This is a genomic window from Pseudarthrobacter sp. TE3704, assembly GCF_056279405.1.
In genome coordinates this window covers 209032-232660 of sequence record NZ_JBWCCJ010000003.1, presented here as the reverse complement: position 1 = coordinate 232660, position 23629 = coordinate 209032, and the positions used below count along the sequence as shown (strand labels likewise).

Annotated in this window: 24 protein-coding genes and 1 pseudogene; 12 read left to right on the top strand and 13 right to left on the bottom strand. The window is 65.6% G+C overall.

Annotation, left to right across the window (positions count from 1 at the left end; translation table 11 throughout):
- On the bottom strand, positions 1-720 hold the full coding sequence (locus tag ACZ9BC_RS08800; RefSeq protein ID WP_476245586.1) for a GAF and ANTAR domain-containing protein: 720 nt from the start codon (positions 718-720) through the stop codon (positions 1-3).
- Between the two features lie 71 nt (positions 721-791).
- Here ACZ9BC_RS08800 and ACZ9BC_RS08795 point away from each other — a divergent pair, with 71 nt between their 5' ends.
- Positions 792-1526, top strand: coding sequence for a GAF and ANTAR domain-containing protein (locus ACZ9BC_RS08795; protein WP_476245585.1), 735 nt, complete (start codon positions 792-794; stop codon positions 1524-1526).
- 24 nt (positions 1527-1550) lie between these two features.
- Here the strand turns inward: ACZ9BC_RS08795 and ACZ9BC_RS08790 are convergent, their stop codons facing one another.
- On the bottom strand, positions 1551-2288 hold the full coding sequence (locus tag ACZ9BC_RS08790; RefSeq protein WP_476245584.1) for a Type 1 glutamine amidotransferase-like domain-containing protein: 738 nt from the start codon (positions 2286-2288) through the stop codon (positions 1551-1553).
- Positions 2289-2342: 54 nt separating this feature from the next.
- On the opposite strand from ACZ9BC_RS08790, the gene ACZ9BC_RS08785 reads away from it, so the two are divergent.
- Positions 2343-2675, top strand: a complete 333-nt coding sequence (locus ACZ9BC_RS08785; protein WP_476245583.1) for an ArsR/SmtB family transcription factor — start codon at positions 2343-2345, stop codon at positions 2673-2675.
- A 14-nt stretch (positions 2676-2689) separates the two neighbouring features.
- Positions 2690-3187 carry an SRPBCC family protein gene (locus ACZ9BC_RS08780; protein WP_476245582.1) on the top strand — a complete coding sequence of 166 codons (498 nt, stop codon included), beginning with the start codon at positions 2690-2692 and terminating at the stop codon, positions 3185-3187.
- 105 nt (positions 3188-3292) lie between these two features.
- Here ACZ9BC_RS08780 and ACZ9BC_RS08775 read toward each other — a convergent pair whose 3' ends face one another.
- Both ACZ9BC_RS08775 and ACZ9BC_RS08770 read right to left on the bottom strand, forming a co-directional pair.
- On the bottom strand, positions 3293-3811 hold the full coding sequence (locus tag ACZ9BC_RS08775) for a PaaI family thioesterase (protein WP_476245581.1): 519 nt from the start codon (positions 3809-3811) through the stop codon (positions 3293-3295).
- Between the two features lie 68 nt (positions 3812-3879).
- Positions 3880-6234 carry a beta-galactosidase gene (locus ACZ9BC_RS08770; protein ID WP_476245580.1) on the bottom strand — a complete coding sequence of 785 codons (2355 nt, stop codon included), beginning with the start codon at positions 6232-6234 and terminating at the stop codon, positions 3880-3882.
- 123 nt (positions 6235-6357) lie between these two features.
- On the opposite strand from ACZ9BC_RS08770, the gene ACZ9BC_RS08765 reads away from it, so the two are divergent.
- Positions 6358-6954: a DnaJ family domain-containing protein gene (locus tag ACZ9BC_RS08765; RefSeq protein WP_476245579.1), complete on the top strand. Its 597-nt coding sequence runs from the start codon at positions 6358-6360 to the stop codon at positions 6952-6954.
- Between the two features lie 56 nt (positions 6955-7010).
- On the opposite strand, the gene ACZ9BC_RS08760 is transcribed toward ACZ9BC_RS08765, so the two are convergent.
- On the bottom strand, positions 7011-7544 hold the full coding sequence (locus ACZ9BC_RS08760) for a GNAT family N-acetyltransferase (protein ID WP_476245578.1): 534 nt from the start codon (positions 7542-7544) through the stop codon (positions 7011-7013).
- Between the two features lie 408 nt (positions 7545-7952).
- Here ACZ9BC_RS08760 and ACZ9BC_RS08755 point away from each other — a divergent pair, with 408 nt between their 5' ends.
- Positions 7953-9437, top strand: coding sequence for an HNH endonuclease (locus ACZ9BC_RS08755; protein WP_476245978.1), 1485 nt, complete (start codon positions 7953-7955; stop codon positions 9435-9437).
- Positions 9438-9475: 38 nt separating this feature from the next.
- Here ACZ9BC_RS08755 and ACZ9BC_RS08750 read toward each other — a convergent pair whose 3' ends face one another.
- Positions 9476-11659, bottom strand: a complete 2184-nt coding sequence (locus ACZ9BC_RS08750; protein ID WP_476245577.1) for a transglycosylase domain-containing protein — start codon at positions 11657-11659, stop codon at positions 9476-9478.
- A gap of 176 nt (positions 11660-11835) precedes the next feature.
- Between ACZ9BC_RS08750 and ACZ9BC_RS08745 the strand changes: the two genes are divergently transcribed.
- Positions 11836-12450, top strand: coding sequence for a PadR family transcriptional regulator (locus tag ACZ9BC_RS08745; protein ID WP_079598815.1), 615 nt, complete (start codon positions 11836-11838; stop codon positions 12448-12450).
- A 27-nt stretch (positions 12451-12477) separates the two neighbouring features.
- Here the strand turns inward: ACZ9BC_RS08745 and ACZ9BC_RS08740 are convergent, their stop codons facing one another.
- Both ACZ9BC_RS08740 and ACZ9BC_RS08735 read right to left on the bottom strand, forming a co-directional pair.
- Positions 12478-13845: an ammonium transporter gene (locus ACZ9BC_RS08740; RefSeq protein ID WP_476245576.1), complete on the bottom strand. Its 1368-nt coding sequence runs from the start codon at positions 13843-13845 to the stop codon at positions 12478-12480.
- 494 nt (positions 13846-14339) lie between these two features.
- Positions 14340-15134 (bottom strand): carbon-nitrogen hydrolase family protein, encoded by a 795-nt coding sequence (locus ACZ9BC_RS08735; RefSeq protein ID WP_476245575.1) that lies wholly within the window; start codon positions 15132-15134, stop codon positions 14340-14342.
- A 32-nt stretch (positions 15135-15166) separates the two neighbouring features.
- On the opposite strand from ACZ9BC_RS08735, the gene ACZ9BC_RS08730 reads away from it, so the two are divergent.
- Positions 15167-15823: a GntR family transcriptional regulator gene (locus ACZ9BC_RS08730; RefSeq protein WP_079598819.1), complete on the top strand. Its 657-nt coding sequence runs from the start codon at positions 15167-15169 to the stop codon at positions 15821-15823.
- A 4-nt stretch (positions 15824-15827) separates the two neighbouring features.
- Here the strand turns inward: ACZ9BC_RS08730 and ACZ9BC_RS08725 are convergent, their stop codons facing one another.
- On the bottom strand, positions 15828-17213 hold the full coding sequence (locus ACZ9BC_RS08725; RefSeq protein WP_476245574.1) for an MFS transporter: 1386 nt from the start codon (positions 17211-17213) through the stop codon (positions 15828-15830).
- Positions 17214-17360: 147 nt separating this feature from the next.
- Between ACZ9BC_RS08725 and ACZ9BC_RS08720 the strand changes: the two genes are divergently transcribed.
- Positions 17361-18047: a DUF2848 domain-containing protein gene (locus ACZ9BC_RS08720; RefSeq protein ID WP_476245573.1), complete on the top strand. Its 687-nt coding sequence runs from the start codon at positions 17361-17363 to the stop codon at positions 18045-18047.
- Positions 18048-18118: 71 nt separating this feature from the next.
- Here ACZ9BC_RS08720 and ACZ9BC_RS08715 read toward each other — a convergent pair whose 3' ends face one another.
- On the bottom strand, positions 18119-18355 hold the full coding sequence (locus ACZ9BC_RS08715; RefSeq protein ID WP_476245572.1) for a DUF2630 family protein: 237 nt from the start codon (positions 18353-18355) through the stop codon (positions 18119-18121).
- Between the two features lie 93 nt (positions 18356-18448).
- Between ACZ9BC_RS08715 and ACZ9BC_RS08710 the strand changes: the two genes are divergently transcribed.
- On the top strand, positions 18449-18847 hold the full coding sequence (locus ACZ9BC_RS08710; protein WP_079598823.1) for a hypothetical protein: 399 nt from the start codon (positions 18449-18451) through the stop codon (positions 18845-18847).
- Between the two features lie 36 nt (positions 18848-18883).
- Here the strand turns inward: ACZ9BC_RS08710 and ACZ9BC_RS08705 are convergent, their stop codons facing one another.
- Genes ACZ9BC_RS08705 through ACZ9BC_RS08695 form a run of 3 tightly spaced genes read right to left on the bottom strand, consistent with a single transcriptional unit; the run spans position 18884 to position 19994 of the window.
- On the bottom strand, positions 18884-19222 hold the full coding sequence (locus ACZ9BC_RS08705) for a DUF202 domain-containing protein (protein WP_476245571.1): 339 nt from the start codon (positions 19220-19222) through the stop codon (positions 18884-18886).
- 3 nt (positions 19223-19225) lie between these two features.
- Positions 19226-19630 (bottom strand): YidH family protein, encoded by a 405-nt coding sequence (locus ACZ9BC_RS08700; RefSeq protein ID WP_115523891.1) that lies wholly within the window; start codon positions 19628-19630, stop codon positions 19226-19228.
- A 25-nt stretch (positions 19631-19655) separates the two neighbouring features.
- Complete coding sequence (locus ACZ9BC_RS08695) at positions 19656-19994, bottom strand: YnfA family protein (protein WP_476245977.1); 339 nt, start codon at positions 19992-19994, stop codon at positions 19656-19658.
- 75 nt (positions 19995-20069) lie between these two features.
- Here ACZ9BC_RS08695 and ACZ9BC_RS08690 point away from each other — a divergent pair.
- From ACZ9BC_RS08690 to ACZ9BC_RS08680, 3 genes and pseudogenes are all read left to right on the top strand, one after another.
- Positions 20070-21105: pseudogene (locus ACZ9BC_RS08690) on the top strand (LLM class flavin-dependent oxidoreductase).
- A 223-nt stretch (positions 21106-21328) separates the two neighbouring features.
- On the top strand, positions 21329-22426 hold the full coding sequence (locus ACZ9BC_RS08685; protein ID WP_079598828.1) for a ferredoxin reductase: 1098 nt from the start codon (positions 21329-21331) through the stop codon (positions 22424-22426).
- A gap of 13 nt (positions 22427-22439) precedes the next feature.
- On the top strand, positions 22440-23624 hold the full coding sequence (locus tag ACZ9BC_RS08680; protein ID WP_079598829.1) for a fatty acid desaturase family protein: 1185 nt from the start codon (positions 22440-22442) through the stop codon (positions 23622-23624).
- The last annotated feature ends 5 nt before the right edge of the window (positions 23625-23629 follow it).

Here is a 23629-nt window from a genome sequence, read left to right as displayed (position 1 = left end):
CTAGTCCCCGGACGCCGGCGTCCCGGCCAGAACGGATTCGCTGACGTTCTGCAAGGTGGTGCGCTCTTCCCTGGCCTGCTTCATCAGCTGCTGCAGCGCGGCTGTATGCGGAACACCCAGCCGTTCCATCAGGACGCCGCAGGCGCGGTTCACCACGTCCCTGCTATGCAGCGATGACTGCAGGCCTTCCGTCATCTTCTTCGGGGCCTCACTTGCCTGGACGTGCGAGAGCAGCGTTGCAGCCGGGGCAGCGAAGAGTTGGAGCAAGTTCACGCTGGAGGCATCGTAGGTATTAGGGGTTGCCACATACAGTTTCAGGGCGCCGATGGCTTCCTTGCCGGCCAGCAGCGGAGCACTTACCACAGAACGGATGGGCAGCAGCCTGACCGCATTCCGCCACTCGGGCCACCGCTGGTCGGACTGGACGTCTTCAACCAGCACCGGCCTCTCCGAGGCCCACGCGGAGAGGCACGGGCCCTCGCCGCGTCCGTACTGCGCGGCGTCGGCCTGTTCCACAATCCCGTCGGTGTAGCCGCTGCTGGTGCGGCGGCCGCGGGGATTGAGGAGGGAAACACCAGTTCCGATGGTTCCGGGCACAGACTCCTTCGCCGCCTGGGCCAGCAGACGGACTGCGGTGGCCACCTTCTCCTCCGTCAGCAGCAGTCCCTGAATCCGAGCAATAACGGTGCTGAGCTCGTCAAGGGGTAGGTGCTGCGCCATCTCCCCAGCATATGCCACCGTGTTTTCCCATACCCGCCCCGTCTGTACTGGCACAACAGTAAGATGGCCCCATGTCGAGTTCAGCGGATAACGAGTCCGTACATCAGCTGCAGGAGATCCTGGTGGGCGCGGAGAGCATCGTGGGCTTCCTGGCCGGGCTGTCAGGAATGGCCTCCGCGGCTGTTTCGGAAGCGGCCGATGACCGGATCGAATGTGCGGTCACCCTCAAGCTGAAACGCAGGCCAGCCACAGCTGCGGGCAGCAGCGAACGGGCGGTGGAGCTTGACCACATCGAGCAGAGCCTCGGTGATGGCCCCTGCGTTAAGGCGTTGCGCGAGATGTCACCGGTGATGATCGACGACGTCGCCAAGGATCCACGCTGGCCTGACTATAACCGGGCGCTCGCCGAGCGGAACGTGCACAGTTCCCTGGGGGTGCCGCTGGAGATCAGCAGTGACGCCAGCGCCGCGCTCAACTTTTTCGCCACCAAGCCCCGGGCTTTCACCGCTGACGTCTATGACAAAGCTCTGGGATTCGCCGCCGCCGCCCACAATACCCTGCACCTTTCCGTCCGGATCAATACTGCCCAGAACCGGGCGGACGACCTGGAAGCGGCACTCGAAAGCCGGACCGCCATCAACCTGGCCTGCGGCGTGATCATGGCCCAGAACCGCTGTTCGCAGGCGGAAGCCATGGAAATCCTCACCAAGGTCTCCAGCAACCGCAACCGGAAGCTGCGTGACGTTGCCCGGGAGCTGATCGAACAACTGACGGGCGGCGGCGTCCAGACGCACTTCGACGCGTAGCGGCAGCCGGCGAGCCGCCGGGGGTCAGGTGGCGCGCAGGACAGAGACGGTGACGGATGCTGCCTCGCCGGTTGCCGCGCTCCGGATATCCCAGCAGTTCCCGGTTCCCATCACCTCGAAATCTTCGGCCCCTGCAGAGGGCAGGACGAGGGCGGTGTTTTCGTCGATGGCGACGGCCCTGTCCACCAGCCCCGCCGCAACGGCAGCGACGGCCCGGCTCAGCGTTCCTGCCTGGGCGGCGTGGACATCCACCGTGAACGGGGCCAGCCGCAGGCCGGTCCGGATGTCGAGGTGGTCCAACCCCTCCGAGCACTCCTCGCCGCATACTTCGGTTCCGTCCACGCGGTACCCGCCAATAAGGGCCCTTCCCGGAGCGACCATGGCCCCGGCGGAAAAACCGAGGTAGGGGGCACCGCTTGCCACCCGACGCGAGATAGAGGCCGCCGCGGCGTTCAGGCCCTGCATGTAGGCGGGCGTCAGTCCGCCGCCCACCACCACCGCGTCCACGCAGTCGAAGAGTGCGGGCTCGGCCGGTCCGTCCTGGCCGAGCAGGACCGGTACCACGTTGCAGGCCAGCCGGGTGCGCAGTGGTTCCGCGTATTCGGCCAGGCGGCTTTCCGGGTTGCCGCCCCGGTCATGGACCACCACGGCGATCCGGGCAGGTTCCGTCCGCGCAGCGTGGGACACCTCCTGAGCGAACCGGTCAAACACGTCGGGAAAGGCCAGATGGTCCGGCCCGGCGCCGGCAAGGAAAATGCTCATGGGCTTCAACGTACCCATTGACTCCCGCTTCCGCGAGGACTATCGTACAACCAAATGGTTGTAGATCAGCTCCGCGAAACCGAACTTGACCGCCTCTTCCAGGCGTTCGCCGATTCCACCCGCCGGGACATTGTGCGGCGCGTAACGGGCGGCGAATACTCGGTCTCCGGCCTCGCAGCCCTCTACGCCATGAGTTTCGCCGCGGTTCAAAAGCACGTCGCGGTGTTGGAGCGCGCATCCCTGGTCACCAAGGAGAAACGCGGAAGGGAGCAGATTGTGCGGGGTAACCATGAAGGCCTGCAGAAAGCCCGCCGGCTGCTCGATGAGTACGAGGCGATCTGGCGGCAGCGTGTTGACCGGATCGCGGACATTCTGGCTGAAGGATAAGGAAGGGTTCTGCAATGTCGGTTATCAGTTCCACCAAGAATCTTGAGGCACTCAGCTTCACACTCATTGCCGAGTTCGACGCGGACATCCAGCGTGTCTGGCGCCTTTGGGAAGACCCGCGGCAGCTGGAACGCTGGTGGGGCCCGCCCACCTGGCCGGCCACCTTCGAGGAATTCGACTTCCGGCCGGGCGGGAAGGCCAGCTACTACATGACCGGTCCGGAGGGCGAAAAAGCCCGTGGCTGGTGGCGCTTCAGCACTGTCGAAGGCCCCAAGAGGCTGGCGTTTGACGATGGATTTGCCGATGACAACGGCCAGCCCGTGGATTCCATGGGAACCACACACGCCTCCGTCAACCTCGAAGGCACAGGCGACCGCACCAGGATGACCATCCTCTCCACCTTCGAATCCGAGGGGCAGATGGAACAGATGGTCCAGATGGGCATGGAAGAAGGCATGAAAGAGGCCGTCGGCCAGATCGACGCCATCCTCGCCGAACACGCCAACGCCTGAGGCTGCCGGCCACACCATAAGGACAGCGAACGACGGCGGGACCTCCCGCCGTCGTTCGCTGTCCTTTGGTGCGCTGTTCCTTTGGTGCCTATGCCTCTGCTGCCGCTATTCCTTCGGCGCCGCCACGGCAAAAACCAGCAGGGAACTCGTGGCGGTGGCCAGGAGTTCGCCGGTTGGCCCCATGATGCGCCCTTCCGCGAAGATGACCCGCGATCCCGTCTTCACCACCGATCCCTCCGCCCGCAGGATGGCGTGATTGAGGGTGATGGGGCGGAGGTAGCTGACCGAGAGGTCAATGGAGGTGTAGCCGAACCCGGGGGCCAGCGTGCTGTGGGCGGCGCAGCCCACCACGGTATCCAGGAGAGTGCAGGCCAGGCCGCCGTGCACCACACCCAGCGGGTTGTAGTGCGCCTCGGCGGGCCGGCACTCGAACTCCACCCGGCCGGACGCTACGTCCACCAAATTCAGGTTCATAAGGGCAGCCATGGGCGGGCGCGGGATGCTGCCGTCCCGCATCCCGGTCAGGAACTCCAGGCCGGACATCCGCGGCAGGTGTTCCAGCGATACCCGCGGATCGGTCCAGGTGAAGGTCTCCGTGCGCTCCCCTGACCCGCTCGCATCCATGGACTTCTCCTCTTCGACGGCCCGTACGTACCCGGGAAACTGCCAACCCTGTCCGGGACAGTGCCAGCTTAGGCGACGCTGTACCTTGCCTTCTCCTGCCACCCGGTCCACGTGGTCAGCCGGACCGCGTCCAAGGCCAGGAGGTCACCGGGCGCGGCCTCCCTCCGCTGTTGTGCTTCCGCCGGCAGCCCCACCTTGGCCAGTGGGGACAGCGGGAGGATCTGCAAAACCACGTCGGCGCCGGGCAGGATGCCGCAGTCTGCGGCGTTGAGGAGCCAGGGCGAGCCGTCCCAGAACCGGTCCGCCACGGCCACACCGTCCACCAGGATGCGGGCAACATCGCCGGCCCAGTGGATCTCAAGCTCTGCGTGGGCCTGGGCGAATGCCCCGGACGGCAGGTCCAGGCTGTACGTCTGCGCCAGCCCGTCGATCACCGCGGGTTCAGGAGCGGCGGCCCGATTGGCCGCCTCTCCATAGGACGCTGGAACCGGGCGGGCAGGGCGCACCAGCCGGACGTCGATGCTGCGTTCGCGCTGGTGAGTGCCCGTCGGCCGGATGTCCACGGGTGTGAACGACCGCGTCCTTGGGTTGTAGCGGTCCACCGCCCGTTCTCCCTGTGATCTTCCAGCCAGCAGGCCGTCGCCGTCCAGCCACAGCGGGTCCGCGGAGAACACCAGGTCGCGGCCGTGGCGGGTGTCCAGGACCCAGGCCTGATCCGCGAGCCCGGCCGGGAGGAGAAGGACATCGAGTGCACCGTCCCCTGACTGCGCCGCCAGCACCACGGCTTCGCTGACGGTGAGGCGTTGGGTGCGGCCCGGTGCGGAGATGGCCGGCCCACTGACCTCGGTGCCCGGTGCGAAACGGAGCTCCACGGGGATGCCGCTCTCGGCCGCCAGGACCAAGGTTGGCACAGCGCCCGGCGCGGCTTCCAGCACTGTCAAGGGGGACGCTGTGGCCCATTCAAGGGTCACACCTCCCACCTTAAGGTTTATCGGCCAGTGGGCGATGGTTCCCGCCGGCACGTCGACAGGGACCTCGGGAAAGGTGACTGGACCGCCGTCGAGCGTTACCTCAAACTGCGTGCCGCGGAAGGTGCCGAGCGGGATGTGCGGCTGATGCCACGTGATGAAGACGAAGCCCGCGGACCCGTTGCTGCGCACCGCCCATCGAAGCGTGCCGGCGTCGTCGATGCCCGCCGGCAGCACCTCCGGCAGGGTGGACGGCATCTCTGCAAGGCGGTCGCCGAAGGCCGCCAGGAATGCGTGCTGTTTCCGGAGGGCCGCGAAGCTGGGTGCGAGGCGGCCTGATGCTCCGATCGGTGCATGGAAGTCGTAATCGAACCGGGGGAGGTCATTCGGGTACCCCGTGGCCTGCGACTCCTGCAGCCCGTCGGCCGGGTTCATGCCGCCGGCAAACATGTAGTAGCCCTGCCACGCCGAGCCGTTGCCGATCTTGTTGTGCGCCACCGCTGCCACGTCAAGCCCCTGCGGCCACGGTCGGCGCTGGTAGGCAGTGGCCATGCCGCCGGCGAGCTCGCAGGTTGCAGGCGGGAACAGGGCCGACGGCGTGCGCGGCGCACTCATCCCGCTTCCGGTCCCGAACTGCTCCCGAAGGTCCGCGCCGATGCCGGGGTCGTCCCAGACGTGGCTGAAGAAGAAATGTTCGCGGAACGTCGGATCCCATGGGGCGTCGGCGTCCACCCAGAACCCGTCACCGTAACCGCCGAAAAGCGGCAGGACCTCGCCGTCGGGAAGCTCGGCGCCACCCCACGCCGTTGCGGTCCAGACGGGGGCGGACAGGCCGGCATTCCGTGCAAGCTTCTTGAGCTCGGTGATGTGCGCGGGCTGGTCGTACAGTTCGTTCTCCAGTTGGATGCCGATCACGTTGCTGCCGGGGCCCATCAACCCGTCCAGCTCCTGCCCCAGGTATCCGAACCAGCGCTTCACCAGCTCCAGGTAGGCGGCATCTTTGGTGCGGTGCTTCACCCGGGCCGCCTGCACCCAGTCCGGGAAGCCGCCGTTGCGGACCTCGCCATGGCACCACGGGCCCACCCGCAGCACCACGTCCAGCCCTGCCTCCGCGCACAGCCGGACGAACGCAGCAACGTCCAGGCCGCCGTCGAAACTGACCTTGCCCTCCGTGCGCTCGTGGTGGATCCAGAAGATGTAGGAAGCCACCACAGTGATTCCGCCGGCCTTCATCAGCCGCAGCCGCTCTTCCCACCGCTCCCGGGGCACCCTGCTGAAATGGAGTTCACCGGACACCGGAATCCCCGGTTTTCCACCGATCTCCACGTAGCGGTTGGTGACACGGAACCTTTCGTGGCGGTCCAGCGTGTTGCTCATGGCCGGCGAGGTGAGCGGGGAATCCCACGCTTGATGCCTGGCGCGGAGGGTGTGGGACGCAGGTGCGGGGTTGGGCATAGGAGAGAGTATTGCATAGTTCGGGAAGCGCTTTCCCACGTATGTGCAGGCAGGCGTTGAACCCTGCGGAAGGCTTCGAAATACTTGAAGGAAGGCACTAACCGAAGTAAGGCGGTGGCACGGATGGGCAGCGGGACGGGGGATTTCCGGAAGCGGCTGGAGCGGGCCGCGGAGGTCCGGTCCTACCGCGGGGCGGGAATCAGCGCGGAGGAGGAAGCCGCCCTCGACGCCCTGGATGAGAAGGAGCGGGAGAAGCGTCGGAAGGTGAGTGACGCCGCCAGGGCCGAATACCTGGTCCGGGATGCCATGGCGCAGGGGAAGTTCGACAACCTGAAATACGCCGGCAAGCCGATTCCGGGGCTGGGGGAGTCGTACGATCCCGACTGGTGGGTCAAAGGCCTCCTCCAGAGGGAGAACATCAGCGGCCTGGGTCCGCCCGCAATCCTCCTGCGCACCGAGGATGCAGAGCTGGATGCAAAGCTCGATCGTCAGTACACGGAGCAGCAGGTCCGGGACCTCCTGGTGGACTTCAACAGACGTGTCATCGACGCCCGGCGACAGCTCCAGGGCGGCCCGCCGGTCATCACCAAAACCCGGGATGTCGAGGATGAAGTGAAGCGCTGGCACCAGCGCCGGGCGGCGCGGGCAGTTGAGGCGGCGCCGGAGCCTCCGGAAGCGCCGCGCTCGTGGTGGCAACGGCTGTGGAAAGGGACCGGCTAGGAGCTGTACGACGGCGCCGCTTCCCGCCGTCGTCCGCGTGCTTTAGGAGCGTTCTTTCAGGGGTTTCCGGCCAGCTCAAACAGCTCGCAGAGCGCGTTGTAATAGCGCCCTGTCTGTCCCTGGTGGACCAGCCCGATCCGGATGCACACCTTTTGCGAGGCCGTGTTGGCCGGCGCCGTCACGGCCACAACCTTGGAAAGGCCGCTGTCCATGGCGTAGGCGAGAACTGCTGCCGCGGCCTCCGTTGCATAACCGCGTCCCCAAAAGGCGGGACGGAAGTGCCAGCCGATTTCCGTGTCCCCGGATGGCTGTAAAGGTAACCTGCCCGACGCCGGGATGGACTTCAGGAGCAGGGTGCCGGAGAGTTGTCCGCCGGCTTTGAGCTGGACCGCCCACACGGCGTGCACCGGATGACCCATGTCCCGCCACGCGCGGATGCGTTCCTCGGCCTGGGCCCGGTTCGTCATGACCTGCGGCGGGTTGCCGATGAAGCGCTGCACCTCCCAGCGCGAGTAAAGATCCAGCACGAAGTCCGCGTCCTCCGGCTCCCACTGGCGGAGGATCAGCCGCTCCGTTTCGAGGGTCTTCACGCCGCTTATTGTGGCAGAGGGAACAGGGCCTTGCCCCGGTTTTCCACATAGGAACTTTGGCTCCCGGCAATTGTCACACCCTGCTGGAAGACTTTGTTTATGGAAGCGGTTGGTGCATTGGCAGGGGTGAGCGGGGCGGGCATTCCCTGTGTGCCGGCTGCTTCTGCTGAGTCGTTGGTTGCTGATGTCCGGTCGGCCGACACTGTTTTGGAAGCTATGGCCGACGTCCCGCTGGGCGTCGCTGTCGGGGAAGCCCTGGCGGCTGTGCCGTCGGTCGCTGATGTCCGGGAGGCCCTGGCGGCTGTGCCCTCGGTCGCTGGTGTCAGGGATGCCCAGGCGGCTGTTCCGTCGGTTGCCGCCGTCCGGGAGGCCCTGGATGCGGTGCGGGTTTGTGCTGATGGTGCCGGCATGATTGATCAGCTGCGGGAGCTTGAGGATTTGAAGTCTGCCGCGGCTGCGAAGCAGGCTGACATTGCTGTTGCCTTTGACCTGTTCCAGCGCCGGGTCCAGGCTGCGGCCGGGGTTCCTGCCGAGGAGCTGGGCGCCGGGGTTGGTGCCCAAGTGGCGTTGGCGCGGCGCGAGTCACCGTCGCGCGGAGGGAGGCTGCTGGGCCTGGGCAAAGCCCTGGTCACCGAGATGCCGCGAACATTCGCCGCGCTGCAGAACGGGCAGTTGAATGAATGGCGCGCCATGCTGGTCGTGCGGGAAACAGCCTGCCTGCCGGTAGAGGACCGGCAGGCGGTGGACGAAGAGCTTGCCGTGGACACCGGCACCCTTGACGGGGCAGGTGACCGGGCCATCATTGCCGCTGTCCGGGCCGCGGCCTATCGGAAGGATCCCCAGTCTGTGGCGCGGCGGGCCAACCGTGCTGTGACCGAACGCAATGTGAGCCTTCGTCCGGCGCCGGACACCATGACCTACCTGACCGCGCTGCTGCCGGTTGCCGAGGGGGTGGCCGCGTACGCTTCCCTCACCCGGCACGCCGATTCCTTGCGGGCCTCCGGTGATGAGCGTTCCAGGGGCCAGATTATGGCCGATTCCCTGGTCGAACGGGTCACCGGCACCCCGGGCGGGATCAGCGGGATCGACATCCAGCTGGTCGTGACCGACCGCACCCTCTTCCAGGGCGACAGCGAACCCGCTCGACTCGCCGGCTACGGCACCGTCCCCGCGCAATGGGCACGCGAAACCATCCTGAACAGGACAACCGGCACCGGTTCAACGGGGATGGCCGCCCCGGACGCTGGTTCTGGCTCCGGCACTGAATCTGGTGTCAGTTCTGGCACTGATGTTGGTTCTCCCCATCAGCATGAATTGTCCGTCTGGCTCCGCATGCTCTACACAGCACCCGGCACCGGCGAGCTGGTCGCGATGGACTCAAAGGCCAGGTTCTTCCCGCCCGGGCTCCGCCGGTTCCTCCAAATTCGGGACGACACATGCCGGACCCCCTACTGCGACGCGCCCATTAGGCATGACGACCACATCATCCCCTGGCACAACGACGGACCAACCAGCATTATCAGCGGCCAGGGGCTCTGCGAAGCCTGCAACCACACCAAGGAAAACCCCGGCTGGACCGCCAAACCCATCCCCGGGGGTCGCCACACCGTCGAAACCCGGACACCAACAGGCCACACCTATCAGTCCACCGCGCCCCCACTGCCAGGGACTTTACGGGATGTGGCCCCTCTGCCCGAGACTCCTCACCATCAGGCGCCGCTGCCGCCAGAGTCGGCCGATCGAAAAGCGGTGCCCGGCACGCAGGCGGGAGCTGGAACGAAGCCGGCCATCCGCCGTCGTACCGTCCATAACCCAGACCGGGAACCGGTTCGGTGCCAGGAGGCAATGAAGCACACCGTTCACGTGCTGGGCAGGGCGGGGCCTTCAGGGTAGTGCCGCCACGCCAAGCCGTCGCTCGGCGGCTGCAGCCGTCAGGGCTTCGGGCTAGGGCTCGGTGACGGGTTGGGGCCCACCATCGATGGGGGAGGCGGCGGGAACGGACCGGCCGGGTAGAGAGGTGCCACCTTCAGCATGTAGTTGGCCCATTGTGGTCCTGCGATCATGTAGCCGTCGAGCCGGGGGTAGAACGTCCCGTTGATGGTGACGTTCTGGCCGGGGCGCTTTTGGCTCTCAAGTGGGTCCCCGAAGAAGGAGGCAGTGGCAAGTCCACTGGTATAGCCGACGATCCAGGTTGCACCGTTGTTGTTGGACGTGCCGGTTTTGGCAGCCGTGGGCACCTTGTCATGGACTTTGGGGTTGATCCAGAAGCCGGAGCCCCTCACAAGCACGTCCTGCAGCACGTTGTTCACGCCTCGGGCAACGTCCGGCTTTACGGCATCCCTGCACTCGACAGGCTGAGCCGGAAGCTTTCCGCCCGAGGCTTCAGTGACCTCAAGGAGCGCAACGGGGGTGCAGTAGCGGCCGTCATTGGCGAAGGTGGCAAAAGCGTTCGCCATATGCAGCGGAGCGACGTTGGTGGCACCGAGCAGGTTGCCCAATTGGTGCATGTTGATGGGGGAGCCGTCCAGCCCGTTGTGCAGTCCTACGGCGTCCACCATCTTCTGGATGCCGCAGAAGTCCAGTTGAGTGGCCGAAGCGAAGGTAGCCGTGTTGATGGAGTTGTACAGGCCGTAGTTGATGGCCATCTTCCGGTAGAAGCCCTCCTCGGCGTTCTGCAGGTCATCGGCGGCACCCAGTTCAGGATTGTTCTGCGCGGTGCTGTAGGCGCCCAACACCTTGCCGCAGCTCGACCTCCACGGGAACCCCAACGGGTAGACGCGGCGTGATGCGTCCACTTCCGCGGTCAAGGGCTTGCCCTCGTTCAGCCACTGAGCGAACGTGAAGGGCTTCATGGTGGAACCGGTCTGGAACCCGCCGGCGCCGTTGAGGTTGTTGCCCTGCGGGTCCTTGGCATCAACATTGAAGTTCAAATGGGTATCGAACTTGCCCGGCTCCGCAAGGAACACGGTGTTCTGTGCCATCGCCAGAATCTTCCCGGTTCCTGGCTGCACCGTCACCAGTGCCGCACCCCACCGGTCCGGGTTGGGTCCCGCAGTCCCGTCCACCTGGGCCTGCGCCGCCGCCTGGAGCCTGCTGTCCAGCGTGGTCACGATGGTGAGCCCGCCGCGGTACAGCTTGCGCTGCCGTTCCGTCTCGTTCGGCCCGTACGCCGGGTTGTTCAGGATGAGATGCGAGATGTAGTCGCAGAAGTACGGGGCCATCGTGGCATTGGCGCAGCCCTGCCGCTCCGGGCTGATCTTGAGCTCGATCGGGGTGGCCACTGCTTCATCGTGTTCGGCCTGCGTGATCTTGCCGAGGCGGAGCATCTCGCCAAGCACCTGGTTGCGCCGCACCATTGAGTTGTCCGGGTTGAGCGCCGGGTTGTAGAACGTGGGGCTGTTCACGAGCCCCGCCAGCAGGGCGGCCTGGGGCAGGTTGAGGTCCTTGGCCGTGGTGCTGAAGAAGTAGCGTGCAGCAGCCTCAACACCGTAGGCGTCGCTGTTGAAGAACACGATGTTCAGATAGCCCTCGAGGATCTGCTCCTTGCTGAACTCCTTTTCCAGGGCGAGGGCGAGTTTCATCTCCCGCAGTTTGTCGCCAAGGTCCTTTTGCCCGCTGAGGATCACCTCGTCCGGCCGGTCCTGCGAAAGCCGCGCCTCGTTGATGACATTCGTAACGTATTGCTGGGTGATGGTGGAGGCGCCCTGCCTGTCACCCTTGGTCACATTCGAGACCAAGGCCCGCACGATCCCCTGCGGGTCGACGCCGGCGTGGTCATAGAACCGGCTGTCCTCGATTGCGATGACCGCGTCCTTGATATACGGGGACATCTGATCCAGCGGTACCCTGACGCGGTTCTCGGCGTAGAACGTGGCGATGGTTTGGCCGTCGGAGGTCAGGACTTTGGTGGATTGCGACGGCGGCTCCACGGTCAGCTCCGCGGGCAGGCCTTCAAAAAATCCGACGGAGTTGCTAACCCCAAACTTGGCCGCTGCCAGGGCAGGGGCCACCAGGCTGGCAACCAGGATCCCGCACATGATACTCGCGGCAAGGAACCCCAGGAGTTGTCCCAGGGCGCGTCCGGGACCGCGCTTGCGCTTCCGCTTCTTCGCCATTCATCAGCCCTCGAACTCGGAGGTGTGAATCGAGGATACGCCCCTATATCAAGGCGGGCCAGAGCCCGGCAGGTCAGGATATGGTCACGAAAATTGCTTGATTCAGCGATAGTTAACGACATATCGTTAACTATCGCTGAAGAAGTCAGCGTAAAGATTGAAAGGACGATGCCACCATGAAAGGCATTTCTGACGAAAAATTTCCCGGGCCGGAATTTGCAAGGGGCCGGTTTGAGCGGGGCCGGGGCCGGAGGGGCCCGCACGGACACCGCGGCGGCGGGTTCGGTCCTGGCTTTGGGCCTGGTTTTGGTCCGGGATTCGGGCCCGGCTTTGGTCCCGGTTTCGGACGTGGCTCCCGGCGGGCCAGCCGCGGGGATGTGCGCGCCGCCATCCTGTCGCTCCTGGCCGAAGCACCCTCGAACGGTTACGGGTTGATCAAGACCATTGCCGAAAAGACGGACGGAGCCTGGCGGCCCAGTCCCGGATCCATCTACCCCACCCTGCAGCAGCTCGTGGACGAGGACCTGATTACCGCGCTGAGCGAAGGCCGCGGCACGGAGTTTGCGCTTACCGACGCCGGCAGGGCCTACGTGGCAGAGCATGCCGAGGAGATGGAAAATGCGTGGAACGCCGGTCCGGACAGCTCAGACCGGGAGTTCCACCAGAGCATCGGCAAGTTGATGGGCGTCATTCACCAATTCCGCAGCGGCGTCACAGAAGAACAGCGTGCGGCTGCCATCGAAAAGTTGGATGAGACCCGCCGTGCACTGTACAAAATCCTGGCCGACTAGGTTCAGGGAACCCGCAGGCGCGGCCCGCTATGCGAAGGAGTCTTCCTTGGCGTGGAGTTCGGCGGAATCCTTGGCAGTCGAATCCCTGGCAGTGGAATCCTTGGCGGCGGCGGGAACGCCAGCGGTCGGGAGATGGGAAGCGGCGGGCCGCAGGGGGTTGAAGCCGGAGCCCAGCTCGCCGAACGCGTAGGCGCTCTCGGCGTGCTCGGAGAGGTCCACGCCGGCAGTTTCAGCCTCGTGGCTGACCCGGAACCCAATGGCCTTGTTGATGATCCGGCCGATGACCAGGGTTCCCAGGCCGGACAGCAGCAGGGTGATCACAACGGCCGCGGTTTGGGCGATGAGCTGCTGGACCCCGCCGCCGTAGAAGAGCCCGCCACCCTGGCCGTCCACGGGGAGGGCGATGAATCCCAGTGCCAGGGTGCCGATGAGTCCGGCGCCCAGGTGGACTCCCACCACATCCAGGGAGTCGTCCAGCCCAAAGCGGTACTTGAGGTCAACGAACACCGCGCAGGCGGCACCCGCCACCAGGCCCAGGCCGATTGCGGCCACCGGGCTGATGTTGGCGCAGGAGGGGGTGATGGCCACGAGTCCGGCCACCACGCCGGATGCCGCGCCGAGGGAAGTGGGGTGGCCGTGCCGAAGCTTCTCGGTGACCAGCCAGCTCAGCATGGCGGCCGCCGGAGTGACCAGGGTGTTGACCCAGATCAGGCCGGCCTGCTCGGCCGTGGTTGCAGCACCGCCGTTGAAGCCGAACCAGCCGAACCAGAGGATGGCGGCGCCCAGCATGATGAAGGGCACGTTGTGGGGGCGGTGGTTGGGATCCTTGGCGAAGCCGTGCCGCTGGCCAACGATCAGGGCAAGAACCAGTGCGGCTGTTCCGGAGCTGATCTCCACAACAGCGCCGCCAGCGAAATCGATGACCTGGCCGAAGATGGCGGTGACTGCTCCACCGGCGCTCATCAGGCCGCCGCCCCAGATCATGTAGGCCAGCGGGCAGTAAACCAGGGTGATCCACACCGGCACGAACAGGGCCCATGCGCTGAACTTCGCGCGGTCGGCGATGGCGCCGCTGATCAGTGCCACCGTGATGATGGCGAAGGTGGCGCTGTAGCCAGCCTTAATCATGTCGGGGGAGCCCATGAGGTTCTGCAGCCCGAAGTTGGCGAAGGGGTTGCCGAAGACGCCCAGGACGCCGTCGCCGGTGGTCATGGAGTAGCCCCACAGGACCCACACCACGCCGACGATGCCGGCGGAGATGAAGCTCATCATGATCATGTTCAGCGCGGCCTTGGCACGGGTCATGCCGCCGTAGAAGAGTCCGAGCCCGGGCGTCATCAGCAGTACCATCGCGGCTGAAATCATCAGCCAGACGTGTTGGGCAGAGATTTCCACCGGCAGGTCCCTTCGGATGTGAGCTTGACGGGGCGCTGCAGCCCCTTGCCTTTCCCCCGCCGTCCATCTTTCGTTGGTTGTGTTTCGGAAAAGACCGCTCAAAGTTGCCGTGACGTTACACAAATCGGCTTTGCGTGAAGTTCGCGTGTCGGCTTTGTTTCGGCAGTGTTAACGGGTGCCATCCCGCACCTCTCAACAAAAGCCCGCCGTCCCTTTTGCAGGCGAACCCACAGGCGACTGCCTGTTGGGAAGGTGAGGAGCCGCCGTCGCGCGTCGTTCCTGGCTGCGTTTCCTGCCTGTGAACGAGGACTCACGCTGTCTCAGCGCCTGCAGTGCGATGACTCAGAGGGATGGGACCTGTAGCAACTGGGCGTCCGATCTTTTGCGCGAGGCTCTCACGATGGGCATCTGGAAGCGTTTGAAGAATGGGTGCACGCCCTCCGCAGTTTCCTGCACCCTGCTGGCTAAAGCGGCGGGGGCGTGCACCGGCAGGTTCAGAACTGGCGGGCGTTGGCCAGGACGGGAAGCTTGGTGCGGATTTCGTCCACGAGTGAGGGATCGATGTCAACGACGGCGAGCCCGGGCTTTCCGTCCAGCGTCGCCAGCGCGGATCCCAGCGGGGAGATGACGGCACTGTGCCCGATCCCGGTGGGGGCGGCTCCGGCCGAACCTGCCCCGGTGGTTTCGGGGTCGCCCTGGCCGCAGGCCACCACAAAGGTGGTGCTGTCCAGCGCGCGGGCCCGGACCAGCAGGTCCCACTGCTCGGCCTTGCCCTCGCCGGCGCCCCAGGACGCGCACACGATGTTGACCTGCGCGCCGGCCTTGGCATTGGCGGTAAACAAGGCAGGGAAACGGACGTCGTAGCACGTGGCAAGTCCGAAGACCGTGCCGTTGAGTTCGAACGTCACAGGGCTTTCTCCCGCATCCACTGTCTTGGACTCCATGAAGCCAAAGGCGTCGAAGAGGTGCACCTTGTCGTAGGAGGTGTCGAGGCCGGGGCCGGTGACCAGCAGCGTGTTGCGGACGCGGCCGTCCTTCCCGGGAGTGAACATCCCCGCTACGATCGCAATGTCCAGTTCCCGGGCAATGCCGCGGACCTTTTCCGCCCACGGTCCGTCAAGCGGCTCGGCGACGTCCTTCAGGGAATGGCCGAAAGCGCGCATGGCTGCCTCGGGGAAGACCACCAGTTCCGCGCCGGCGGCTTTGGCCTCCGTTGCGTACTCCCGGATCAGCTCCAGGTTGGCAGCAAGGTCTGCGCTGCTGATGATTTGGGCGACTGCAAGGCGCATGGAAGAACTCCAATCTGTTGTATACATAATGTATGGGAAAAATGCCGGGAACGGCGGCGTCCGGTCGCGAGAAGGCGTACATCCACCTGCGCGAGAACGTCCTGACTGATCCGGAGCTTCAGGGCCGGTTCCTTAACGAGACAGAGCTGGCGGCAGACATCGGTGTTTCCCGCACGCCGGTCCGTGAAGCCCTGCTCCTCCTGGTATCCGACGGGCTGGTGGAGCTGATTCCGCAGCGCGGTGCGTACGTCCCGGCCATCACCGGCAGGGAGATTTCCGAGCTGATGGAACTGCGCGGCGTGCTGGAGAATTACGCTGCGCGGCTGGTCATCGCCGAGCAGCGCGTGCCCGCGGGTCTGATGCAGGAAACGCTGGACCTCCAGGCCAGGATTCCGGACACCGAAAGCCCGGGAGATGCCCGCGAATTCATCCGGCTGGACACTCTTTTCCATCAGCAGCTCATCGACGCCGCCGGAAATGAACTCATCTCCCGGACCTACAGCAAGCTTCACGTCCGCCAGATCCTGGTGGGCGTTGCCGCCCTGTTCCGGACAGGCGGCCGGCGCCAGGACGTGTGCGCCGAACACCAGGGCATCCTTGATGCCCTGGTGGCCGGCGACGCCGTCCAGGCGCAGAAGGCGATCGACGAGCACTTGGCAGTTACCCGCGATATCCTGCTGCGCACCTGACAGTTCAGCGCGAGTCGCCCACTCCTGACGCCCGCTTGGCTTCGGCCGCGCCTTCCAGGAGGAGGCGGTAGTCCTGGTCCTCCACGGTGTCGTTGTCGCGGCCCATGGCCAGACCCACCAGGGTCACGACGGCGGCAACGGCAACGTAGATGGCCACCGGGGTCCAGGTGCCGAACTGGGAGAGCAGCACCGTGAACATCAGCGGGGCGATGGCGCCGCCGATCACGCCGGCAAAGGTGTAGGCCAGGGAGCTTCCGGTGGAACGCAGCCGGGGGGAGAACTGTTCCACGATGAAGGCGGCCTGCGGGCCGTACATGAACGAGTGTGCCGCGAGCCCCAGGACGATGCCAACGATCAGCATGGGCTGGTTGTCGCCGCCCAGGATGCCGAAGAAGATGAAGGTCCAGACGGCGCCGACCACCGCGCCCACGCCGTAGACCAGGCGGCGGTTGAACCGGTCCGAAACGGCGCCGGCCAGCGGGATCATAAAGAGCTGGAAAGCGGAGCCGATCAGGACGGCGGTGAGGACCTGGTTGCGCTCGTAGCCCAGGGTCTGGATGCCGTAGGTAAGGGTAAAGACGGTAAACAGGGCGTACAGCACGTCCGGTCCCACACGGCAGAGGATGGCGGCGATCAGTGGGCGCAGTTCATGGCTGAAGACTTCGCGGATGGGAGCATGCGGCTGCTCGCCGTGGGCTGCGATCGCCTTGAAGACGGGCGTGTCCTCCAGCCTTAGCCGGATCCAGAGGCCGAACGCGACCAGCAGCGCGGAAACCAGGAACGCGATGCGCCAGCCGAAGCTTAGGAACTGTTCCTCGGTCAGCATGAGGGTCAGGACTGCGAGGGCGCCGTTGGCGAGCAGGTTGCCGGCGGGAGGTCCCACCTGTGCGGCCGAGGCCCAGAAGCCGCGGCGGTGCGGGTCGCCATACTCACTGGAGAGCAGGACGGCGCCGCCCCATTCGCCGCCGACACCCACGCCCTGGGCAAACCGCAGGAGCACCAGGATGATGGGCGCCGTGATGCCGATGGCGTCATACCCCGGCAGAACACCGATGAGCACGGTGGCCACACCGATGATCATCAGCGTGGTGACCAGGACCCTCTTGCGGCCGATGCGGTCGCCCAGGCGGCCGAAAATAATGCCGCCAACAGGGCGGGAAACATAGCCGACGGCGTACGTGGAGAACGCCAGGATCGTGCCGGTCAGGGGATCGGAGGCCGGGAAGAAGACGATGGGAAAGACGACGGCGGCCGCCGCTGAGTAGACGGCGAAGTCGTACCACTCGAGGGCGGTCCCGGTGAGGCTGGCGGCAAAGGCCTTGTACAGGCCTTTGGGATGGATAGGCGGGTGCGGCGTTGCACCGTGAGCCGGGGTTGGGGAGCTGCTCATTGTGTCCTCCACTGGAGTATTTCAGGGTGACGCCTGTCACGCTGGCGTTAAATGTATACATTACGCATACTGGTTGTACATTGGCGACCCTTTCCGGTTTCCGGTTTGTTAATTTTTCCTGCAGCACAAGAAAAGGACGGATCCACCATGACGGTTCTCAGCTTCGAACTGCCCGATGGCAGCACCAGGGAAGTGGAGGTCAAGCACCTCCTGAACGCCGGTTACGCAGGCCGCGAGCAGGATGAAGTCCAGGCGCACATCGCCGAACTGGCGGAGTTGGGGGTCCCGGGTCCCGCAACCACACCGGCCCTTTACCCCGTGTCGCCCTACCTCGCACAGCAGGTGTCCGAAGTCCGGGTACAGCACGCGCGGACGTCGGGCGAAGCCGAATGGGCACTGGTGATCACCGATGACGGCGTGCTGCTAACCGTTGCCTGCGACCACACGGACCGGGAGCTGGAAGTGCATGGCGTGGCGTGGAGCAAGAACGCCAGTCCGGACGTTTTGGGGCGGAAGGCGTGGCGGCTGGATGATGTTCGCGGCCACCTGGACAGGATCACGCTGAAGGGCTGGGTGGGGGAGGGGGATACCCCGGACACGCTCATCCAGGACAGCTCACTTGAGGCGCTGCTCACCCCGGACTACTGGCTTGAGGTGCTTGAAGAACGGGGTCTCAACCAGCCCGGAACCGTGCTGATTTCGGGCACTGTTGCCATGACGGGCGGAGTGAACCAGTTTGCCCGCAGCTGGAAAGTCGAAATGAGCGATCCCGTCACCGGGCTTTCCGTGGACGTGCAGTACGTAGTGGAGCAGATGCCCGAGGCCATCGGCTAACGCGCATAAAACGGTGTCCTGCCCGGTCGCGCTGGAGTAAAAGCGGCGGGACCGGGCAGGCGTTGGGCGGGTTACTGCTTGTAGTTCTCAACCTCGCTGACGGGCCGCGTCTCGGCCTCGTTGGGGTTCTCGCCGGACTCCGATTTGGCCCTGCGCTGGCGCAACAGGTCCCAGCACTGGTCGAGGCTTTCCTCTACTTGCTTGAGCCGGGCCTGGTCCGGCGCCTGGCCGTCGCCCGGGCCCTCGCGGAGCGAATGTTCCTCCTCCACCAGGGCCTGGATACGCGCCAAGAGATCCTGATCGTCCATAACTTTCCCCTTACTCCGGACCGGTCACTTTGGTTCCCTCAGGGTACGTAGTGCGTGCAGAAGTCACCACCCCTGGGCGGTACCATCAAGTTCATGCCCACTGTGCTTGAAATGGCAGGTCCAATCCTGGAAATGCTGACCTGGTTGTGCCTGCCTGCCGGGCTGGGCCTGCTGTTCTACACGGGGTTCCTCCGCCGCTTCGTGCACCCCTGGGACGTGGCCGAGGCAGTGGTTTACTCCGACACCACGGGCGTGGGTTTCCGCTGGTTCGACCGGAAATACCAGGTGCACCACGCCCCCATGTCCCCGCACGACATCAAGGACCTGGCGGTGGGCGACACACTTCCCATTTACTACCACCCCAAACGCCCCACACAGTGGCAGATGGCCGCACCGGAGGAAGCCGGCAAAACGGCCTCCTTGCTGGGCCGCGCGCTGACCGCCATCGGGGCGGTGGCACTGTTGGCAGGCTTTGTCCTGCCCATGTTTTAGCGCCGGATCCGTCAAAGCTGGTGGTTTCCCCGGCTCCTAACCGGCCAGGACGACGCCGATGCCCAGGCCACCCAGCGCCACCCCCGCAAAGGCCGTCAAGAGCACCGCGGGGATGTCGGCGTCGACACTTTCCTGATGGATGCCCCGGGAACTGGCACTGTAGCGCCGGCGCTGGGTGAGGTAGATGGCCAGCGCAGCGCCTGCGGAAACGGCGAACAGCAGCAGGATGGGGAACCCGTGGGCAGGGAGCCAGCGCAGGAAAATGGCGCTGACCGTTACCAGTGCCATCATGGTCCGGCCCCATGCCAGCGTGGTCCGCTCCGGCTGTAGGCCCGGATCCCCGTGCGGGCCGGCAGGGTGGCGGGAACGTCCCATGCGTCAGCGCCAGAGGATAAAGACCAGGACGACGGCGGCCGCCAGGGCCCCTGCCCCGGCGAGGAGGGGCACAATGAGCGGCAGCGGCAGGGGAGCCTTATTGCGCATGCTGCGTTCCACCCGGAGCCATCGCACCGCCGAGCCGGCACTGAGCAGCATGCCGAGCAGCAGCAGGACCACGGCCAGTCCCTTGCGGACCGGCTCCAAAAACAGGTCGGCGGTGAACGCCTCAATGGCGATGCCGCCGGCGAGCAGTGCAAGGGACGTCCGGATCCAGGCGAGGAAGGTGCGCTCGTTGGCGAGGGTGAACCGCGGGTCCGGTTCCTCCCCGCCCGGCAGCAGGCGCTCGGCAATTTTTCCGCGCGACGGCGGCACGGGTTCCCCGGGTCCCTGCTGCCTGTTCGTCACGGTGCCAGTTTAGTGGGGGCCGGGGTTAGCTTCCGCCCCGCGGGGCAAACATGATGACCGCCACGCCCAGCAGGCAAATCAGGGACCCGGCCACGTCCCACCGGTCGGGGCGGAAGCCGTCAAAGATCATGCCCCAGGCCAGCGAGCCGGCGACGAACACCCCGCCGTAGGCCGCCAGGATCCGGCCAAAGTGGGCGTCGGGCTGGAGTGTGGCCACGAAGCCGTAGGCGCCAAGGGCTATGACGCCCAGCCCGGCCCACCACCAGTCCTTGCCTTCGCGCACGGATTGCCATACAAGCCAGGCGCCACCTATCTCCGCCGCTGCCGCCAGTGCGAACAGCAGGACGGTCTTGCCGATGGTCACGGTCTCATCAGGAGTAGCCACACAGCCATCATGCCAGCCGGGAATGCCGGCAGAGCCGCACGGGTTGGGGCAGGTATGGAGCGCATAGGATTCCTTTCATTCGGCCATTGGGGCCCCGGCCAGGGCTCCCGCACCAGGACTGCCGGCGAGGCATTGCTCCAGGGCATCGAGCTGGCGGTAGCCGCCGAGGAGCTCGGCGTGGACGGAGCGTTTTTCCGCGTCCACCACTTCGCCCGCCAGCAGGCCTCACCGTTCCCGCTGCTTTCCGCTATTGCAGCACGCACCCGCAGGATCGAAATCGGCACCGGCGTGATCGACATGCGTTACGAAAACCCGCTGTACATGGCGGAGGAAGCGGCGGCAACGGACCTGATCAGCGGAGGCCGGCTGCAGCTGGGCATCAGCCGCGGTTCACCCGAGCCTGCGCGCAACGGAGCCGCGGCTTTCGGCCACGTGCCGGACGCCGGGGAATCAGATGCCGACATGGCCCGGCGGCACACGGCACTCTTTCGTAAGGCGATCAGCGGAGCAGGGGTGACTGAAGCGGATCCCCGGTATGCCGGCGGTGCCATTGGGCTCCTGCCCGTCCAGCCCCAGTCACCCGGCCTTGCCGAACGCATTTGGTGGGGAGCCGGGAGCCGCAAAACTGCGGTCTGGGCTGCGGAACTGGGCGTGAACCTGATGAGTTCCACCCTGTTGACGGAGGACACAGGTGTGCCCTTCCACGAGTTGCAGGCGGAGCAGATCCAGCTGTTCCGGGACGCCTGGTCCGCTGCAGGCCATAGCCACGTACCCCGGGTGTCGGTCAGCCGCAGCGTGCTTCCCATCGTGGACGCCGAGGACAGCCGGTATTTCGCCGGCAGCGCCTTACGCGACAGCCGGGACCAGGTGGGCATTATCGACGGGCTCACCGCCAGGTTCGGCAAGAGCTATGTGGGTGAGCCGGACCGGCTCGCGGAACAGCTCGCCGCCGACACCGCCGTCCAGGCCGCGGACACCCTGCTGCTGACCGTTCCCAACCAGCTTGGGGTTGGAATTCAACGCCAAGCTCCTGGGCAACGTGGCCCGCCACATCGCCCCGGCGTTGGGCTGGAGCCCGTCCCGCTCCTGACCAGCCGTAATATTCCGGACGCGGGGCCAAAGTTGCCTGCACCGTGCGCTCCAGGGATACACTAAGCACGCTTACTGATTTGTGGAGGAACCATCTGCGTACCGCAGCCGTTACTCTTAGAGTGCGGCTTTGGGGGCTTAGCGCCACCATTACAGCGTGACTGCGGAACGGTCATATGACGGAGAGAGAGAATTATGGCTCGCGCCGCTCTAGGCTTAATCGCATGATCCGGTTACGACAGCTGGCCCAGGCGGCCTCTGTGCTCACTACGCCTTTGGCGCCGGAGGATATCCTCGCGCTTTTCAACCCCGTCTACTCGGCACGGCAGCTTCGCGGTGTGGTGACGCGCGTGGTTCAGGAAACCGCGCAGTCGGCCACCATTTTCTTCCGCCCCGGCCGCGGCTGGCACTCCCACCTGGCAGGGCAGTGGGCGCGCATCGGCGTCGAACTCGACGGCGTCCGCCACTGGCGGTCCTACTCCCTCAGTGCCCCGGCGGGCAAGGACCCGGCCATCACCGTGACCGACGTCGGAGCAGTCTCCGGCACCCTGGTGCGCACCACCAAGCCCGGCGACGTCCTCTTCCTCGCACCCCCGCAGGGCGACTTTGTGCTTCCGGAGCACCCGCGGCCCCTGCTGATGGTGACCGCGGGCAGCGGCATCACTCCGGTGATGTCCATGATCCGCACCCTTGTTCCCCGGCGTCCGGATGCCGACGTCGTGCTGGTTCACTCAGCCCGCACTCCGGGTGACAGCCTCTTCCGCGAGGAACTCGCCGAACTTGCCGACCAGTTCCCCAACTTCCGGCTTGCCCACTGGTTTACCGGCGAGCAGGGCCGCATGGACCTCACCAACACCTCCCAGCTGGACGAGATCTGCCCGGACTGGAAGGAACGCGCGGCCTACGCCTGCGGCCCGGACAGCTTCCTGGACGACGCCGAAGCGCTGTGGAAGCGCGCCGCGCTCACAACGGCAGCGCCCGGAACGGACGTCGCGGTGGCCGGCAGCGCCGGAAACCTCATGATCGAGCGCTTCAACACCACCTTCGACGCCGGCGTGGGGCACGACGGCGGGCTGGTCACCTTCGAAGCGTCCGACCGTGAGGTGGAAGCCGACGGCGACACCCCCATCCTGGACGTCGGCGAGGACGCCGGGGTGCTGATGCCGAGCGGCTGCCGGATGGGAATCTGCCACAGCTGCCTCACCCCGCTCCTGTCCGGACAGGTCCGCGACCTCCGCACCGGGGAAATCCATGGCGAACCCGGCCAACTGATCCAAACGTGTGTCTCGGCAGCCGCCGGACCCGTCAACCTCGAAATCTGAGGAGCATCAAGGTATGTCTGTAATAACACCCAGCAAGGTCACTCCTGCCGGCGGCAGTTCACCCAAGAGCTCAAGGACGCGCCCCGGAAAGCTCGCCGAATCCGGCAGCCCCACCGTCCGCCCGCCGGCCGCGGCACACCTCAGCGACGAACAGGTGGCGGAGCTCGGCCGTGAACTCGACGCGATCCGCGACGAAATCCTGGCAAAGCGCGGCGCCGAAGATGCCGCGTACATCCGCCGCATGATCAAGATCCAGCGCGGGCTGGAGATTTCCGGCCGCGCCGCACTGCTGGTCAGCAAGAACAAGGCTGCCTGGGTCACTGGAACCACCCTGCTGAGCCTTGCCAAGATCCTGGAAAACATGGAGCTGGGCCACAACATCCTGCACGGCCAGTGGGACTGGATGCGGGATCCGGACATCCACTCCACCACGTGGGAGTGGGACTTCGTTACCCCCTCGCGCTCCTGGCAGCACACCCACAATGACCTGCACCACCGCTGGACCAACGTTGTGGGCAAGGACAACGACGTCGGATACAACCTCCTGCGCATGGACGAAGAGCAGCCGTGGAAGCCCATCAACTTGGCCAACCCGCTGTTCAACGCCATCCTGGCGCCGGTCTTCGAGTGGGGCATCGCTATCTATGACCTCGAGCTGACCGAGTACAAGGAAGGCACCAAGTCCAAGGAGGCCCTGCTCAAGGACCTCAAGGCCCTGGGCAAGAAGGTTGTCACGCAGTTCACCAAGGACTACGCAGCAACCCCGGCCGTTGCCATGCTCACCGGTTCCGGCAAGCAGGCCCTGTACGGCACGCTTGCCGCTAACGCCGTCCGCAACGTCTGGGCCCACGCCGTAATCTTCTGCGGCCACTTCCCGGAGGGCACCGACACCTTCACGGAGGACATGGTCGAAGGGGAGACCCGCGGTGACTGGTACGTCCGCCAGATGATCGGCTCGGCCAACATCTCCGGCTCCAAGTTCATGCACACCATGACCGGAAACCTGTCGCACCAGATCGAGCACCACCTGTTCCCGGACCTGCCCTCCAACCGGTACGCCGAAGTGGCACCCCGGGTCCGCGAGATCTGCCAGCGCTACGGCCTGAAGTACACCACCGGGCCGCTGCTGAAGCAGGTGGGCTCGTCCTGGGCCAAGGTCTTCAAGCTGGCCCTTCCGGGCAAGGCTGCCAAGGCCTGATTCCC